This window comes from Arthrobacter sp. CAN_A6 (assembly GCF_015751715.1).
Taxonomy (GTDB): Bacteria; Actinomycetota; Actinomycetes; order Actinomycetales; family Micrococcaceae; genus Arthrobacter_D.
This window is the reverse complement of sequence record NZ_JADOUV010000001.1, coordinates 439,213-455,090: the sequence shown is the minus strand read 5'-3', so window position 1 is coordinate 455,090 and position 15,878 is coordinate 439,213. Positions and strand designations below refer to the sequence as shown.

The following is a 15,878-nucleotide window of genomic DNA, read 5'->3' as shown; positions in this document are numbered from 1 at the left end:
GTCAGGACCACTGGAAGTTCGGCGGCCTCTTCGCGAGGAAAGCCTGGACGCCCTCGGCGAAGTCCTCGGTGTCGAAGGACGAGTTGCGGAGGTTGATGGTGTCTTCGTCGTCCTGTACCTGGCCAAGGACGATGCGGCGCACCATCGCCTTGCCTGCCCGGACACTGAACTGGGCGCGTGAGCAGACCGTTTCAGCGAAGTCATAGGTGAACTGCTCGAGTTCCTCGGGTGCGGAGAGCTCATCGAACAGGCCCAGGGAGAGTGCTCGCTCGGCGTGGATCTGCAGGCCGGAGAGGAGGATCCATTTGGCGCGGGCCGGACCTACCAGATCCACCACGCGCTTGCTCGACTCAAGGCTGTAGACCAGCCCGAGCTTTCCCGGCGTGATGGCGAACCGGCCCTTGGTGTCGGCGAAGCGGATGTCGCAGGCCAGCGCCAGGCCGGCACCGCCGCCGATGCAGTAGCCGTGGATCATCGCGATCGTGGGCTTCTTCAACCCTTCGATGGCATGTTCAGCTTCCGCGACCCGCTCGTTGTAGTTGCGCGCGCTGGTTGCGTTTCCCCGTTCCTTCTCGAATTCGCTGATGTCCGCTCCGGAAGCGAAGGACTTCTCCCCCGCTCCGCGCAGCACGATCACCTTGACGGCGGGGTCGTCATCGAGTTCGGAGACGACTCCGGGCAGTTCGGTGTACATCCCGATGGTGATGGCGTTATGGCTTTTGGGCCGGTTGAGGATGACGGTTGCGATTGCTCCCTGGCGCTCGACCAGTATTTCGTCAGACATTGGTGTCGCTCCTCTGGAGGGTGGGGTGGGCGTCGAAGGCGACACCGTCGGTGAAGAGCTTTTCGATCGTCGCGTCATCCAGGCCTGCCTCCCGAAGGACCTCGGCGGTGTGCTGACCGAGCCAGGGGGCGGGTCCGCGGACGCTGTAATCCATGTTCGAGAACTTCGTGGGCGGCGCGATGGTCTTCATTCCGCCCATGATCGGGTGCTCGACGTCGACGATCATTTCCCGTGCCAGGATCTGCTCGTTTTGAAGTGTCTGGTCGTAGGTCAGCGCGGGGCCGCAGGGAACACCGACTCCATCGATGATCGCGATCCACTCGTCCGTGGTCTTCGTCATGGTGATCGCTTCGATTTCGCGTTCCAGTTCGTCGATGTTCGCCATCCTGTCCGGGAGCGTGACGAACCGGGGATCGTTGAGCCACTCCTTCCTGTCCAGGGCCTCGGCGGCAAGTCGCTCCCAGAGACGGTCGTTCGCAGCGCCGATCGTGACGTACCCGTCGGCTGTGCGGTAGGCCTGGTAAGGGGTGGAGCGGCGGTGCCTGGTTCCGGTGGCCTGGGGGACTTCCCCCCCGGAGAAGTATGCCCCCGATTCCCAGACGGTCCAGGCGAGGCCTGCTTCCAGGATGGAGATGTCCATGTACTGGCCCTCGCCGGTCTTCTGGCGAAGCATCTGCGCGCCCATGATCGAGTAGACCGCGGTCATGCCTGCGGCGATGTCGTTGATCGCGATACCGACCTTCGCCGGCTTGCCTCCCGGCTCACCCGTCATCCGCAGGAAGCCGCCGACGCCCTGGGCCATGATGTCGAAGCCGGGGCGGTGCTTGTACGGGCCGGTCTGGCCGAAGCCGCTGATGGAGCAGTAAAGAATGTCCGGGCGCACCTTCCGGACGGACTCGTAATCGATTCCCAGCCGCTTGGCGACGCCGGGACGGAAGTTCTCGATCACGAGGTCTGCGTCCTCCGCCATCTTGAGGAGGAGATTTTTCCCTTCCTCCGTCTTCAGATCGAGGGAGATGCTTCGCTTGCTGCGGTTCGGCATGGCGCCGGGGTAGCTCTCGCCATTGACCTTCGGTGCGAACCGGCGTTCATCAGCTCCGGTGTGGGGCACCTCGATCTTGATGACATCCGCGCCCATCTCCGCCAGAACCATCGTGCAGTAGGGCCCGGAGAGGAATCTTGTGAGGTCGAGGACACGGAATCCGTCGAGAGGGAGCATATCGCTCCTTTCCTGTATAGTGGGATGCACTACCGCTCTTCGGGAAGTGACTCACATCACCGTAGGGCTTCGGCCAAATAGTGTCAAGGGGTCTGAATGGAAAACGACGACGGCGCAAAGCTGCGCAGCGGCGTGCAGTCGATCGACCGTGCAGTGGCGATCCTGCGATGCTTCGACTCCCGCAGTCCGGAGCTGGGGATCACCGAGGTGGCCAAGCGCACCGGCCTTTCGACCAGCACCGCGCACCGCATCCTCGTGTCCATGGCGGCCAACCGGCTTATCCGACAGACTTCGGACAAGCGTTACGGCCTTGGTCCGCTCCTGATTCAGCTGGCGCGCAACGGCGCCATCCCCACCACATTCCGCGACGTCGCCATGCCGTTCATGATGAAGCTGCGCGACGAGGTGGACGAGACGGTCGGCCTGCACGAGCTGCTGTCCACCGGCGAACGCGCCGTCATCGACCAGGCCGAAAGCCGTCAGGAGATCCGACGGCACTACACCGACATCGGGGTGCCCGTACCGCTGCCCCATGGAGCTCCCGGCAAGGTGATCCTCTCCGTCCTTCCCTGGGAGCGCCAGGAGTGGTGGCTCTCACGCTCGATCCGTCCGGTGACTCCGGCCACGGTCACCGACCCCGAACGGCTGCGGGCGGAGTTGAGCCGGATCCGGGATCAGGGCTGGGCGGATTCCAATGCGGAGCGGACCACGGGGATCCGGGCGGTTGCCGCGCCGATCTTCGACCATACGGGCAGCGTCATCGGAGCTGTCGGCCTGTCGGTGCCGTCCATGCGCATCGATGAGGCCCGGGCGGCACTGCTGGGACTTCGCGCCAAGGAGACAGCCTGGGAGATATCCGAAGCGCTCGGCGCCTCGGACCATGCCGTGCAGCAGAATTTCCAGCGAGCCCTCCCGCCCACCGACGAACGCGATGAAGCGATCTCAGGGTGAAGGGGGTTGGTCTGGTGGCGGCCGGCCGCCGGTGGCCCCGGCAGGCGTCGGGGTGGCCCTACTTCGCCGCCTTGACCGAGAGGACCGCGCAATTGGCGCTCAGCAGGACTTCCTGTGCGTTCGAGCCGAGGAACAGCTTTCCCACCGGGCTCCGCCGACGCATACCGATGACGATCAGCTCGGCCTGGGTCTCCTCCGCAACCGCGGTCAGGTCCTCGCTCGGGAGCGTACCCCGAGCCATCGTCCGGACCTCGTACTCCACACCGGCATCCGCAACGCCCTTTTCCATTTCCTTCAGCTCGAGCTCGTACCGGCCTTTTTCCTGGCCGCTGATCGGCTTCCCGCTCTCCTGGGAATTGACGACGACAAGCTTCATCTTCCGCAGTCGTGATTCCTCGATAGCACGCTGGAGAGCCGCCCGGCCTTCCGGCGTGGGTATGTAACCTACTACGACTGACATGTGTGCTGCTCCCTGTTCGGTCTCCGATGAAAAGCTCCGGCGCGCTTGACGTGCAAAATTTACCATAGCGACCCATACCCGCCCGGCGGTCCTGAAGTAGGGTCCGCCACCACCGAAAGGCCAGAGATGACGAACGAACAAGGCCGGATTGCCGTAGTCGGTCCGGGGGCGGTGGGCGGCCTGGTCGCCGCACTGCTCCACCGCGCAGGTGAGGACGTCGTCGCTGTCGCGCGGCCGGACGCCGCCAAGGCGATCAACGATGACGGCCTCACCATTCGAAGTGGGCAATACGGGAGTTGGACCGCACCCGTGCCCGCACAGGAAAGCGTCCCGCACGGAGCACGGATAATTCTGGCCACCAAGGCATTTGCCCTTCCGGATTCGATTCCGGTCATCCGCGCGGCAGTTCCGGTCGAAATCATCTCGTTGCTGAACGGTTTGGATCATATGCAGGAGCTACGGAACTCCTGCCCCGGAGCGTCCATCGCCGGCGCTGCCATCACGGTGGAGGCGGCACGGTCCTCCCCGTCGGTCATCGAGCATCGAAGCCCTTTCCTTCGAATCGCTGTACCCGTGGGAAGTGCAGATTCCGCGACGGTCGAGGCGCTCCGTGAGGCCGGAATCAAAGTCACGGCCCGCGATTCCGAGGATGCCGTCCTGTGAAACAAGTTTCGGTTCCTCGCTCCGCTGGCGCTCCTGACAACGTACTGGGACCTACCGATCGGCCCTGCCCTCACGCGCGACGAGGACCTCACCGCGGGGCTCCTGGCGGAAGTCTGCGCTCTTGCAACAGCCGACGGCCTGCCGACGGCCGTTACCACCGTGGCAGAGGCGCTGCACGGCCTTCCACCTGGAATGCGGTCCTCCCTGCAGCTCGACATAGCTGCGGGAAGACCGAGCGAGCTCGACGCGATCGGAGGCGCACTGATCCGTCGCGGCCAGAAGCACGAACTACCAACCCCGGCCATCGCGAAGATGGTGGCCACGCTGCAGGGTTCCGATCCGCTCGAGAGCCGTCAAGGCTGAACTGAGGACTGACGACATGACATCGAATAAGGGACCAGCAACGCGGGTCGCGGTGCTCGACGACTACCAGGCGGTTGCCGAGCGAATGGCCGATTGGCATTCCAGCGAGCACCCCCTGGACCCTGTTTTCTTCTCCGACCACCTGACCGACGAAGAAGCACTGGTGGAGCGCCTCATTGACTTCGACATAGTGGTCGTGATGCGCGAGCGGACGCCGCTGAGGGCGGAGGTCATCAAACGCCTACCGAGGCTGCGCCTGATCGTCACCACCGGAATGCGAAATGCGGCAGTTGATGCAGGCGCCGGCGTACTGGTGTGCGGAACCGAGTCGCTGGGCACACCGACCGTCGAGCTGACGTGGGCCCTGATACTGGCGCTTCAGCGCAATCTGAGAATTGAGGAAGAGTCCCTGAGGAACGGCCGCTGGCAATCCGGTTCCATCGGATCGGGCCTCGCCGGTTCGACCCTGGGCGTACTCGGACTAGGAAGGATCGGCACCAAGGTCGCCGCCGTCGGCCTTGCCTTCGGCATGGACGTCATTGCATGGAGCCAGCATCTGACTCCACAGCTAGCGCGCGACAGGGGAGTGGAATGGGTGTCGGAAACTGACCTCTTCCAACGCTCGGACGTATTGTCGATCCATCTGCAGCTGAGCCCACGAACAGCGGGCCTCGTCACCGAGCGGCACCTGCAGGCCATGAAGCCCACTGCCATCATCGTGAACACGTCCCGTGCGGGCATCGTCGACCAGGACGCCCTGGCGGTGGCCCTGGGCAGCCGCCGGATTGGTGGCGCCGGAATCGACGTTTTCGACACGGAACCGATCGCTGCAACGAATCCGCTGTTGACCGCGCCCTCCACCCTGCTCACGCCGCACCTCGGTTATGTCACCCGGCAGAACTATGAACTGTTCTTCCAGGGTGCAGTCGAGTCGATCAATGCCTTTCTCGACGGTGAACCGATACGGGTGGTCAGCCGCGGATAACCATTCCGCGGCAACAGCACGGTCGGGACCGGGAGAACCGCACCTCTTCCATGGGACGAGCCATGTACTACTGTTAGCGCTGTTACAGGTGTTATTGGTGTTACGCATGGGCTATGTCCCAGGAGGAGCAGATCGATGGCGCACAACCCTGGGCGCCGAGCTGTTCTGGCGATCGGCATGGGACTGGTCCTGACCGGCTGTGGGGTGCGTCAGGCTACGAACGATGTGGTCCAGTCATCCGCCCCGCTCCTCCCCTCCCCGTCCATTCCGACGTCGTCGGTTCCGCTGCCCAGGCCCAGCGGGCCCACGCCCGGCGAACCGCCGCCCCCAGGCCCGGAACCGCGTCGTCTGCCCAGCCGGGACGAAATTATCGATCGGCACGCCGGCCGGTCCCCCTACTACTGGGGGCTCGAGGCACCAGGAGTGGTTTCGCGCATACCGAACGGCTCGCAAGGCGTTGCGCTGACCCTGGATTTCTGCGGTGGCCCCGGTGGCAGCAGCTTCGACCCGGACCTTATTGCGGGATTGCAACGCCTACGTGTTCCGGCAACGCTTTTCCTCAACGCACGCTGGGTCGCCCACAACCGGCCCCTTACCGCGGAACTCGCAGGTGACCCGCTGTTCGAGTTGGCGAACCATGGAACGGACCACCTCCCGCTGAGCGTCACCGGAAACTCGGCCTACGGCATCCAGGGAACTGCGGGGATCGGTAGCGTCTATGACGAGATCATGGGCAACGACGCCGTACTGACGGCGCTCACCGGTCAGCGACCACGATTCTTCCGGCCGGGTACGGCCTATCTCGACGACGTCTCGGCGCGGATCTGTTCCGACCTGGGCCTGATCCCTGCCGGTTTCAGCATCAATGGCGACGGTGGGGCAACCTACCCTGCCGGCACCGTCACGACGGAGACCAGAGCCGCCGGTCCGGGATCCATCATCATCGCCCATGGCAATCGCCCCGGCTCCGGAACGGGCCCAGGACTTCTGCAGGCGCTGGGCATCATGACCGACGCAGGCACTCCTTTCCTTACGCTCGGCGACGCAATCCCAGCTTGAAAATTGGGGAACTGCCTATCTGACGTTTCGGCGCCGGTGCAGGAGGAGGAAGCCGATGACGGCAAGGAGGCCGGCGATAGCCTCTGCTACTGCGGTGAGTGCCTTCTGCGCATACCAGACGGGCTCATACATCGACGGAATTGGGCCGATTGCAGGAACCTGCACGTACCGGTAAAGGACCACCGCTGCCAGTGCTGAAAGGGCGACCACCGCCGCGATAGCGAATGCGGGCCGGTCCCCCCTGACCAGGACATACAGGGCGGCAAGGACGGCCACAGCGGCCTGGATCCGGAACAGGTTGCCCCCGCCTATTCCGTCCGGGGCGGCCTGCTGGAACCCCGGCGCGAGCTGGAAGTGGATGACCGCACTGACGATCAGGCCCGCCGCAATGATCACGCGCAGGAGGATCATCAGCGGGCTGTTGCGCGCAGTCGACCTGCGCGGAGAATGCCCCTTCCCAGTGGGGTGCGCACTCCCCTTTCCACCGGAACTTCCCGAGGCACTCATCGGATGACCAGGGTGCTGGTCATTCCTGGGTGATAGACGCAGATGACGGCGTATTCACCGGGCTCCTCAGGAGCCGTGAAGGTCACTGTTTCACCACCCTGGACATCGACGTCGAAGCCGCCGTCATCCTCGGCCGTCACCGTATGGGGAGCATCGTCTTCATTGACCACCGTCACCGTTGCGCCGGGCGCGATGGATTCGGGCATTACGTACTCGAAGTCCGCGATGGTGATCAGGACCTCTTCTGCGGGCGCAGCTTCCGCAGAAGAAGTCGCGGCAGAGGACGCTGGTGTGGAGGTATCTGCGCCGGCTGTCGCCGCCACTGATTCCGGTGCCGCAATTTCGGTCGGCGGGGTGGTTACCTCGGCGGTACCTGGTCCGGCACCGGACCCGCAGGCCGCGGCACCCATGAGGAGCGCCACAAGCATAAGAGCTGATAATCCGTAGCGCGACTTCATGATGATGCCTCCACAGTTCGAACCGCCCGACAATCGGTAAGTGGAATAATCCCGGTTTTCGTGCATCGGGACAAGACCTGGAAGCCCTCCTTCGGCAGGGCCACCCCGAGGCGGTCATTACCTCGCCGGTCCGACTGGGGAATCGGCATGGCCGGGTACTCCCTGCCGTCGAATCTGCGGAGAATTGCGACCGGAATGAAAACGCCGGAGAACACGCGGTGGAGGCCGCTGGTTCTGTTCTCCGACGCTTTCGACGGGGCGGAAAATGCCCTGCCATCACTCACTCGCACATGAAGATGCTCTGAACACTACAACCGATTTCTGGGTTCTACCTGTTAGCGGGATCCTCACCGACGAATCTCTTGTGTCACACCTGCCACACATAATTGCTTCCCAAGCAGAGGCATTTCTGCTTACTGTGAGCAGAAGCACCGCGAAATCGAGGGTGCTGGGTCCCGGGAATATTGTGTGGAAGGAAAACCAATCCATGCTCCGGAGTGCTCCGAATCACTACCTGAGCGTGTCCGACTGGGACGCGCGCTCACCGCACAGTGAAGGAATTTTTATCATGAACAAGAAGATGCGCTTCCTCGCAGTACCAGCCCTGGCCCTTAGCACTGTCGCTATGGCCGGCGCCCCCGCCATGGCTGCCCATGACGGAACCTACTCCTCGACCCTGGGCCAGCTCAACGGCACCACCGGCTCGGGAACGATCACCCTGGACGTCACCGGCGACCAGGCCAAGGTCAAGCTGCAGGTTTCCGGTCTCGCCGAGACCTTCATGGACGCACCGTACCCCCACGTCCAGCACATCCACGGCGGAGCGCAGGGCACCTGCCCCACGCCCGCTGATGACGCCAACGGCGACGGAATCCTCAGCACCACCGACGGTGCTGCCTCCTACGGTGGAATCCTCACCACACTGACCACCTCCGGTGCAACGACCCCGGCCGAGGGCCTGAACCTCGCCCTCGGCGGCCAGGGCGGCAGCTACACCATCGACCGCACGATCACCCTCGATGAGGCCACCCAGAAGGCCCTCGCCGCCGGCACCGCCGTCGTCGTCGTCCACGGCCTGGACCCCGCCACGGCCACCGGCACCGCAGAGGCCTTCAGCGCACCCAGCGACCTGGAGCCCTCACTCCCCCTCGGTGCCACCTCACCGGCACTGTGTGGAACCCTCGTCGAGTCCCAGATGGGTGACATGCCTGCCGGCGGAGCCGACACCGGCGTCGCCCAGGAAACCGGATCCAACACCGCCATGCTCGCCCTCGGTGGCGGACTGGTCCTGGCAGCAGCAGCCGGCGGAACCTTCATGGTCCGCCGCAGCAACGCCAAGGCATAATCGAAAACAGCACCACGGATTAACGGACTGATCGAACCATATTCCTCCAACGATCAGTCCAACTCACCGACCGCCGCAGAAGCCCTAGCCTCTGCGGCGGTCGCTTCTTAACGCTCTCAAGCTGCGCCGGCGCGATCGTGGTTCATCAGGACTGCGCACGTGAACCGTGCGCCAGACATCTTTAGACTGGTCGACGCCTCCGATAAGCCCGTGCCCCTCCGTTCCCGACCGGCCGCCTTGCGCCTGGAGATCATCGACGTCGAAGGACGAGTGTTCCCCACCGGCAAACGACAGCCCGACGGGATCAAGCAGCTGAGCAAGACTTGGACCGTTCCAGCCTTCGAGGCACTACCTTCGACGATGTAGCGACCCAGCTGTGAACCACCGTCAACGCGACAAGCGGCGAGAACCCCGACACGATGATTTCCATGCTCGACGTCTCCTTCAAGCTCGTCGTTCGCCGTGGGCACGATGGGTATTCTCCTGATCGGCCACTACAATGGAACGGCTCATTCACTCGTCAGGACAAAGCTCGACCTCACCGCGCTTGTCATCGCGTTCATGGGCACCACACAGCACCCCCGAAGCAGTAGACAACAAGCAAACACGCCCCTCCATGGCAAACCATCCATCCATCGTTGAATTAGGAGATTTATGCTTACCGTTAACGCTTACGCCGCCCCTTCCGCGACAGAGGATTTGGCCCGCACCACCATCGAACGCCGAGACGTCGGCCCCCACGATGTGCTGATCGATATCAAGTTCGCCGGCATCTGCCACTCCGACATCCACACCGTCCGCGGCGACTGGGGACCCCAGTCCTACCCCCTGGCCCCGGGCCACGAAATCGCCGGCGTCGTCGCAGAGGTCGGCCCCAAGGTCACCACCTACGCTGTCGGTGACCGCGTAGGGGTCGGCTGCATGGTCAACTCCTGCGGGAAATGCAGCAACTGCCGCAAGGGCGAGGAACAGTACTGCGAAAAAGGGAACACCGGCACCTACGGCGCTGTCGATCGCGACGGGACCATCACCCAGGGCGGCTACTCCACCCACGTCGTCGTGACCGAAAACTTCGTCGTCCGAATCCCGGACAGCCTCGAACTCGACGCCGCCGCCCCACTACTGTGCGCCGGCATCACCACCTACTCACCGCTGCGCCACTGGAGCGCCGGTCCCGGCAAGAAAGTGGCGATCGTCGGACTCGGCGGCCTCGGCCACATGGCCGTCAAACTCGCCCACGCAATGGGCGCCGAAGTCACCGTCCTGTCCCAATCGCTCAAAAAGCAGGAAGACGGACTGCGTCTCGGCGCGGATTACTACCATGCCACCAGCGACCCCGGAACGTTCGAAACCCTCGCAGGCACCTTCGACCTGATCATCAATACCGTCAGCGCCTCGATCGACATCAGCGCGTACCTGCAATTGCTGACCCTCGACGGCACTCTGATCAACGTCGGTGCGCCGGCGGAACCGCTCCCTGTGAATGCGTTCGCGCTCATCGCCGGTCGCCGGTCCTTCGCCGGCTCGATGATCGGCGGCATCCAGCAAACCCAGGAAATGCTCGACTTCTGCGCCGAACACCACCTCAGCGCCGAAATCGAAGTCATCCCAGCCAACAAAATCAACGACGCCTACGAACGCGTCATGGCCTCCGACGTCCGCTACCGCTTCGTCATCGACACCTCAACGCTCTGAACAACCAGCAACAGGTGACTGGTTGTCGGCCCCCGTCCTGAGAGGCCGATCGACCAAAACCCCCAACTCACGACCCGGTGGAGCATCGGCGGATTCTGGCGGTCATTGCAACAGGAGGTTTTCGATCAGTTCGATCGGCTTCTGAAACCCTAGTCATTTCCTGGGTCGATCATTGAGTTCCTGGGCTACCCAGTCGAGGTCCGCTTCGCTTTGGACGCTCAAGCCCATACAAGTCGGGAAGTACTGCCTTACGAGTGGAGTGGTCCCCGAATGTTGGACTCGTAATTGAACGTTACGCGGTAGCGGGGTTGTGGGCGAGGTACTCGTCGGGGCTGAGGTAGCCGAGTCTTTGTTGGATGCGGGTGCTGTTCCACCACTGGAGATACTCGGTGAGCCCGGTGTGGAATTGCTCGATGGTGTCTGGTTGCTGGATCCGGAACCATTCCTCTTTGAGGTGGCTGAAGAACCCTTCCATGGAAGCGTTATCGAGACAGGTGCCCTTCCGGGACATCGATTGAGTCAGTCCGGCGTCACGGAGCGTGTTCTGCCAGTGCGGGTGCCGGTATTGAAATCCCTGGTCTGAGTGGACGAGGGGTCGCTCATCCGGGCCGAGACCGCGGATCGCGGCGCGGAGACCGTCGGTGACCATTTTGACGCTCGGAGACGGACCTGCCATGACGGAGACGATCCGGTTGTCATGAAGATCAAGAACCGGTGAGACGTAGACCTTGGCGGCTCCGACCGTGAACTCGGTGACGTCGGTGGCCCATTTCGTGTGTTTGGTCGCGGTCTCGAACTGGCGGTTCAAGAGGTTCTCAGCCGTCTTACCGACTTCACCGCGGAAGGAGTTGTATCTGCGCCGGCGACGTACCGGGCTTTGCAGCCCGAGCCCGCGCATGAGCTTCAGGACGGTCTTCTTGGACACCGTCCAACCCTGCCGCAGCAGCATGGCCAGGACGCGTCGATGCCCGTACGCGCTGCGCCCCTGGGCGAAGACTTCACGGATGGCCTCTTTGAGCTCCTCGTGCCGGTCCGGCCGGGTGAGCCGGGTGCGGTGGTCGTAGAACGTGGAGCGGGGAAGCTTCGCCAACTCCAACAAGAGCGGTAACCGGTGGTGGGCCTTGAGATCATTGATCGCTTGGACTTTCAGCGTCGTTGCTGTGATCCCAAGGCCCGCAATTTTCCCAGGTACGCCACCTCCGCACGCAACCGCTCGTTCTCTCTGCGGAGCTGCTCGACCTCGCTCTCAAGGACAGGATTCTCCCGAGCGACCGGTCGTCGGCCCCGTTTCTTCGGACGTAGCCCGTCCTCACCATCGCGTCGGTAGATCTTCGCCCAGTTCGTGACGGTGCCAGGTGAGGGAAGGTCGTACTCCTTGGCCAGGACACGTCCGGAGGCGCCTTGGAGATGACGGCGCACGATCAAGAGCTTGGTCTCGAGGTCGTACTGCATACGGTCTCGTGTCATCAGTGCACCCGTTCCTCGTACCTGCCATCGTTCATACAACATTTGGACAGAATTGGGTGCCAGATCAAGAGCAAGCGCGACGGACTTCGCACTCAGTCCTTCCTCGAACAACTCGACCGCCGACACCGCATCGGAGTGACTCAACGCGCCTTTGAAATACATGTGACTACTTCCTGAAGAAGAACCCTAAATTAGGTGTCCAACTTCCGGGGACCACTCCAAGAGGCCATTTGTGTTTTCGTTGATGCCCCGCTGCCAGGGTGAGTGCGGGTCGCAGAAGTAGATTTCGATGTCGGCGTCCATCCTTACGGCCTTCCAGTCCATCATCTCGGCTCCCTGGTCCCAGGTCAGGGAGTGCCGCAACGCCTCCGGCAGGGTCTGAATCTTCCTGGTGAGCGCGTCGCGCATCTGCTCGGCCTTGTACCCATCGGGCAGGTGGATGAGCATCGTGTAGTTGGTGCTCCGCTCGACCAGGGTTCCGATCGCGGACAGGTTTCCCTTGCCGATGATGAGATCGCCCTCCCGGTCGCCGGGTAGCGCCCGGTCTTTGACCTCCTTAGGGCGCTCGGAGATGTTGATCATGTCCGGGACGCGGTTCCTACGCTGCCCGGCCTTCCGGCAGGGCTGCCGAACTGCCCTCCCCGTGCGTAAGCATGCGGTCAGATCACACTTCAGCGCACCGCGGGATTGCACCTAGAGGGACTGGTAAATGGTCTCCGGTGACACCCGCATCTCCAACTCATCGGGGAACTGAACGCGTAGTCGCCCACACCCATTCGCTAAGTGTTGCAATCACCGCAAGAACCCAAGCATCCGCTCTCGGGACAGTGAAGCTGCAGAATGAATCGGGGACGACCAATACTCACCGGTCGGGCTGGTGAATTTGTCCGCAGTGATGCAGTCGAGGCACCAGAGGTGTAAGGCAGTGGTTGCTAGTAGCCAGTCAGTGAGCAGTTCACGCCCGGTGAGCAGTTCAATCCGGCCGCAGAGGCTCTATTGATTGCGCAACCCTCGATCTCACAGGCCTTACGCAATTTGGAGCAGGACCTGTCCACTTCACTATTTCATCGGGTCGGGCGGCGCCTGATCCTGACACCGGCGGGAGAGGCGCTCGTTCCGGCAGCACGGGATGTGCTCCACGGGACGGAGTTGGCGCGATCACTGGTGGACGCGGTGGACGGTTTACGCAGCGGCCGCATGGTCATCAGCTGCATGCCCTCCCAAGCAGTCAGTCCTCTGGCGCCGCTGGTAGGGCGGTTTCTTCACCACCACCCTGGTGTGCACATTGCGGTGAGGGCTGCGGCTACCACGGACGACGTGGTGTCGGCCCTCAGGCTGGGGGACGCGGAACTAGGCCTGATCGCCCGTCCGACAACCATGCCCGTACCTCCCGGGCTCACTGTTCACCCGATACAGACGCAGCGCTACATCTGCGTCGGAAGGGATACGACCAGCTTGCCTGCAAGTATTACGCCGATACGGCCGGCAAACCTATCCGGGGCTCGGCTGATCGTGGGACAAGTGGGCACAGGCATGCGCAGGGCAGCAGAAGTGGTCCTTGCATCAGCAGAGGGCAGCAAAGCTGTAGTGGAAATCGAGCATCGGGAAGCCTTGTTGCCACTGGTCCTGGCCGGAGTGGGAGTGGCAGTCGTGGCTGAATCCTGGCGAGGCCTGGCTGAAGCCTCGGGGCTTACGGTGCGAGACCTGGACATCACCGAAGCCCTGTCCGTTGACTTCATCCACCGCCCCGGGCCGGTGAGTCCGGCCACCCAAGCTTTTCTGGCGGCAAGTAGGACCTGACGAACGGCTACCCCATCCGCAATTGCCCAGTCGAGTTGTGAAGGTCACGCCGCGTCCAACCGCAGGCGGACCCGGAAGCCCGATGTTCGTGATGGTGCACGTCATCGGCATGCCTCACCTCTACTTTGACCGGTTGCAGGCCTCACGGAACGGGCGCGACGCAGTCGGTCAGGAGTCGATTTCGTGTTGGGCGGCTGTCGCAAGTTCCCGCAGGGCCCTTTCGTCCTCTACCGTGAAAGTGCGGGGCTCTTGGTCGATGACGCACAGGGTTCCGATGGTCCAGCCACCGGGTCCTCGGAGGGGGTAGCCGGCGTAGAAGCGGATGAAGGGTTCCCCGGTGACGAGCGGATTCGTGGCGAATCGTGCATCGGTCAGGGCGTCGTTGACCACGAGGAGACCCGCGTTGCGGATGGTGGCATTGCAGAACGAGATTTCCCTCGGCACATTCTGGGTCAACGGCCCGATCAGTGATTTGAGGAATTGCCGGTGGTCATCGATCAGGGAGACGATCGCCGTACTGACGTGGAAGTGTTCCTTGGCCTGTCGGGTGATCCGGTCGAATCGCTCTTCATTCGGACTATCCAGCAGCTGCGTCCGCGTCAGGGCCTCCAGTCGTTCCTCTTCAGCTTCTGCAGAAGTGAGCAGGAACGCCCCAGCGGCGCCCAACAGACGACGAGCCTCTTCGGGTAGATACTGTGGTGCACCATCTTCACTGGGAGGCACGCGCACCGCCAAGGAGGTGTCTTCCAGCAGTTCGTTGGCCGCCGCGGCGAGGAGGTCACGCTCCAGTGCGGGCAGGGCCAGCATGGCGTTGAGGTAGGCGTCGATCTCGAACTCCGAGAGGGAGCCGCCGAGCCCGAAGTAGCTGACCCAAAGTTCTTCCGTTGGAAGGGCAGCTTCGACGAGCGCTGCACGGGTCCGGTCTTGCTGGGTTCGCTCATCCACGACGGAACTTCCACTTCGCTGTTAGGGCCTTCCCGAACCGGACCAGCACTCCACTCAGGGACTGAACAATGATCAGCAAGCTTACCTTCCGAGCGTATCGCACACCTCTGGGGGCAGCGAGGGAAATTCCAGCAGGGTCTACTGTGTTGCCGTGGTGAGAGCCGGCGGCGCTCCGCGATGGGCGTCATCGTGATCTTCTAGACTGTGCGGGTGGAAGAAAACACGGGGGACGTTTCGGTAGCGGCGCGGCTGCAGCGCCTGATCCTGACCTCGGACACCCTGGAGTTGTTCCTGGAAGGATTCGCCGGCCAGGCTGCAAGCATTGTGGAAGGCCCCGTCGGGGTGTTGTGCGGAGTGACCCTGTTACGCGATAACCAGGCCACCACGGTTGCCTCCAGCAGCCCCGGGGCCAGGGCCCTCAATGAAGTGCAGTACGGATACGGAGAAGGCCCCAGTCTCCACGCCATCAGGACCGGCGCCACCACCGTCGTCCATGACAGCCGCACCGACACCCGGTGGCCCAAATACTTCGACGCCGTCAAAACCCATGGTTATCACTCACTCCTTGGGGTGCCCCTGATCCCCGGCAACGATGGCGGCATCGCCGTCGACCTGTATGCCCGCGAACCCAACACCTTCACCCGTCGATCATCGAGCAGGTCGAAACCTACGCCGCTGATGTATCACTGACCCTGGAACTGGCGCTGCGCCTGGCGGCCCACGAAAAAACCTCCGCTCACCTCCGGGCCGCCATGGAATCACGAACCAATATCGATATCGCAGTAGGTATCGTCGTCGCCCAGAACAGGTGCACCCCGCAGGAAGCCATCGAAATTCTGCAGCGTGCCTCCAACGGCCAGAACATCAAACTCCGCGCACTGGCCGAGCAGCTCGTCGCCTCCATCGGCACCACCCCCGCAAAAACCCACTTCAACTGAACGCGGTCCTGTCCGATCTTCAGCGGTCGATTGCCCTCCTTGGTGTTCCTCGGGGATTGGTACAGATTGCCGGTCATGGACATCACCGGCAATGAACCGGAGCCGAACGCATTCGACATCGAGAGCGCTACGACGGAAAACACCGATTATCGCCGCGTTGCCTGGACGGGCAAGCACCTGCAAGTAACGCTCATGTCGATCGCACCCCGGGCGGGTAGTCCTTGATTCTTTGCGGGTAC

General features: G+C 62.9%; 19 protein-coding genes and 3 pseudogenes. 13 read left to right on the top strand and 9 right to left on the bottom strand.

Annotated features, from left to right (window positions below):
- Position 1: 1 nt before the first annotated feature.
- Positions 2-784, bottom strand: a complete 783-nt coding sequence (locus IWX75_RS02295; RefSeq protein WP_196820611.1) for an enoyl-CoA hydratase-related protein — start codon at positions 782-784, stop codon at positions 2-4.
- Positions 777-2,003 carry a CaiB/BaiF CoA transferase family protein gene (locus tag IWX75_RS02290; protein WP_196820610.1) on the bottom strand — a complete coding sequence of 409 codons (1,227 nt, stop codon included), beginning with the start codon at positions 2,001-2,003 and terminating at the stop codon, positions 777-779. Before IWX75_RS02290 ends, IWX75_RS02295 begins: the two co-directional genes overlap by 8 nt.
- 96 nt (positions 2,004-2,099) lie before the next feature.
- On the opposite strand from IWX75_RS02290, the gene IWX75_RS02285 reads away from it, so the two are divergent.
- A complete protein-coding gene (locus IWX75_RS02285; RefSeq protein ID WP_196820609.1) occupies positions 2,100-2,954 on the top strand; it encodes an IclR family transcriptional regulator in 855 nt (284 codons plus the stop codon).
- 58 nt (positions 2,955-3,012) lie between these two features.
- Here IWX75_RS02285 and IWX75_RS02280 read toward each other — a convergent pair whose 3' ends face one another.
- Positions 3,013-3,414, bottom strand: a complete 402-nt coding sequence (locus tag IWX75_RS02280) for a universal stress protein (protein ID WP_196820608.1) — start codon at positions 3,412-3,414, stop codon at positions 3,013-3,015.
- A 126-nt stretch (positions 3,415-3,540) separates the two neighbouring features.
- On the opposite strand from IWX75_RS02280, the gene IWX75_RS17600 reads away from it, so the two are divergent.
- The 4 genes and pseudogenes from IWX75_RS17600 to IWX75_RS02265 all read left to right on the top strand — a co-directional run bounded on the left by IWX75_RS17600 (position 3,541) and on the right by IWX75_RS02265 (position 6,484).
- Positions 3,541-4,077 (top strand): ketopantoate reductase family protein, encoded by a 537-nt coding sequence (locus IWX75_RS17600; RefSeq protein ID WP_334684049.1) that lies wholly within the window; start codon positions 3,541-3,543, stop codon positions 4,075-4,077.
- Positions 4,078-4,092: 15 nt separating this feature from the next.
- Positions 4,093-4,440, top strand: a pseudogene (locus IWX75_RS17595) (ketopantoate reductase family protein); the annotation flags it as partial.
- 16 nt (positions 4,441-4,456) lie between these two features.
- Positions 4,457-5,425, top strand: a complete 969-nt coding sequence (locus IWX75_RS02270; RefSeq protein ID WP_196820607.1) for a D-2-hydroxyacid dehydrogenase family protein — start codon at positions 4,457-4,459, stop codon at positions 5,423-5,425.
- Between the two features lie 135 nt (positions 5,426-5,560).
- On the top strand, positions 5,561-6,484 hold the full coding sequence (locus IWX75_RS02265) for a polysaccharide deacetylase family protein (protein WP_334684048.1): 924 nt from the start codon (positions 5,561-5,563) through the stop codon (positions 6,482-6,484).
- A gap of 15 nt (positions 6,485-6,499) precedes the next feature.
- Here the strand turns inward: IWX75_RS02265 and IWX75_RS02260 are convergent, their stop codons facing one another.
- Positions 6,500-6,895, bottom strand: a complete 396-nt coding sequence (locus IWX75_RS02260; RefSeq protein ID WP_196820606.1) for a hypothetical protein — start codon at positions 6,893-6,895, stop codon at positions 6,500-6,502.
- A gap of 92 nt (positions 6,896-6,987) precedes the next feature.
- Positions 6,988-7,449 (bottom strand): cupredoxin domain-containing protein, encoded by a 462-nt coding sequence (locus tag IWX75_RS02255; protein ID WP_196820605.1) that lies wholly within the window; start codon positions 7,447-7,449, stop codon positions 6,988-6,990.
- A gap of 568 nt (positions 7,450-8,017) precedes the next feature.
- Between IWX75_RS02255 and IWX75_RS02250 the strand changes: the two genes are divergently transcribed.
- The 3 genes from IWX75_RS02250 to IWX75_RS02240 all read left to right on the top strand — a co-directional run bounded on the left by IWX75_RS02250 (position 8,018) and on the right by IWX75_RS02240 (position 10,489).
- A complete protein-coding gene (locus IWX75_RS02250) occupies positions 8,018-8,794 on the top strand; it encodes a CHRD domain-containing protein (RefSeq protein WP_196820604.1) in 777 nt (258 codons plus the stop codon).
- Positions 8,795-8,953: 159 nt separating this feature from the next.
- A complete protein-coding gene (locus IWX75_RS02245; RefSeq protein WP_196820603.1) occupies positions 8,954-9,160 on the top strand; it encodes a hypothetical protein in 207 nt (68 codons plus the stop codon).
- A gap of 288 nt (positions 9,161-9,448) precedes the next feature.
- Entirely contained in the window at positions 9,449-10,489 is a 1,041-nt protein-coding gene (locus IWX75_RS02240) for an NAD(P)-dependent alcohol dehydrogenase (protein ID WP_196820602.1), read from the top strand.
- Between the two features lie 292 nt (positions 10,490-10,781).
- On the opposite strand, the gene IWX75_RS02235 is transcribed toward IWX75_RS02240, so the two are convergent.
- The 3 genes and pseudogenes from IWX75_RS02235 to IWX75_RS02225 form a co-directional block, all read right to left on the bottom strand.
- On the bottom strand, positions 10,782-11,588 hold the full coding sequence (locus IWX75_RS02235) for an IS3 family transposase (RefSeq protein WP_334684047.1): 807 nt from the start codon (positions 11,586-11,588) through the stop codon (positions 10,782-10,784).
- Between the two features lie 47 nt (positions 11,589-11,635).
- Complete coding sequence (locus IWX75_RS02230) at positions 11,636-11,956, bottom strand: helix-turn-helix domain-containing protein (RefSeq protein WP_196820601.1); 321 nt, start codon at positions 11,954-11,956, stop codon at positions 11,636-11,638.
- Positions 11,957-12,175: 219 nt separating this feature from the next.
- Positions 12,176-12,688 (bottom strand): annotated as a pseudogene (locus tag IWX75_RS02225) (IS30 family transposase); the annotation flags it as partial.
- 249 nt (positions 12,689-12,937) lie between these two features.
- On the opposite strand from IWX75_RS02225, the pseudogene IWX75_RS17855 reads away from it, so the two are divergent.
- A pseudogene (locus tag IWX75_RS17855) lies at positions 12,938-13,051 on the top strand (helix-turn-helix domain-containing protein); the annotation flags it as partial.
- 36 nt (positions 13,052-13,087) lie between these two features.
- Positions 13,088-13,756, top strand: a complete 669-nt coding sequence (locus IWX75_RS02220; RefSeq protein WP_334684086.1) for a substrate-binding domain-containing protein — start codon at positions 13,088-13,090, stop codon at positions 13,754-13,756.
- Between the two features lie 168 nt (positions 13,757-13,924).
- Here the strand turns inward: IWX75_RS02220 and IWX75_RS02215 are convergent, their stop codons facing one another.
- Positions 13,925-14,701, bottom strand: a complete 777-nt coding sequence (locus tag IWX75_RS02215; RefSeq protein ID WP_196820598.1) for a GAF domain-containing protein — start codon at positions 14,699-14,701, stop codon at positions 13,925-13,927.
- Between the two features lie 210 nt (positions 14,702-14,911).
- On the opposite strand from IWX75_RS02215, the gene IWX75_RS02210 reads away from it, so the two are divergent.
- The 3 genes from IWX75_RS02210 (at position 14,912) to IWX75_RS02200 (ending at position 15,864) form a co-directional block, all read left to right on the top strand.
- Positions 14,912-15,391 carry a GAF domain-containing protein gene (locus IWX75_RS02210; protein WP_196820597.1) on the top strand — a complete coding sequence of 160 codons (480 nt, stop codon included), beginning with the start codon at positions 14,912-14,914 and terminating at the stop codon, positions 15,389-15,391.
- Positions 15,392-15,453: 62 nt separating this feature from the next.
- Positions 15,454-15,639, top strand: a complete 186-nt coding sequence (locus tag IWX75_RS02205; RefSeq protein ID WP_196820596.1) for an ANTAR domain-containing protein — start codon at positions 15,454-15,456, stop codon at positions 15,637-15,639.
- 75 nt (positions 15,640-15,714) lie between these two features.
- Positions 15,715-15,864 (top strand): hypothetical protein, encoded by a 150-nt coding sequence (locus tag IWX75_RS02200; RefSeq protein WP_334684046.1) that lies wholly within the window; start codon positions 15,715-15,717, stop codon positions 15,862-15,864.
- Positions 15,865-15,878: the final 14 nt, after the last annotated feature.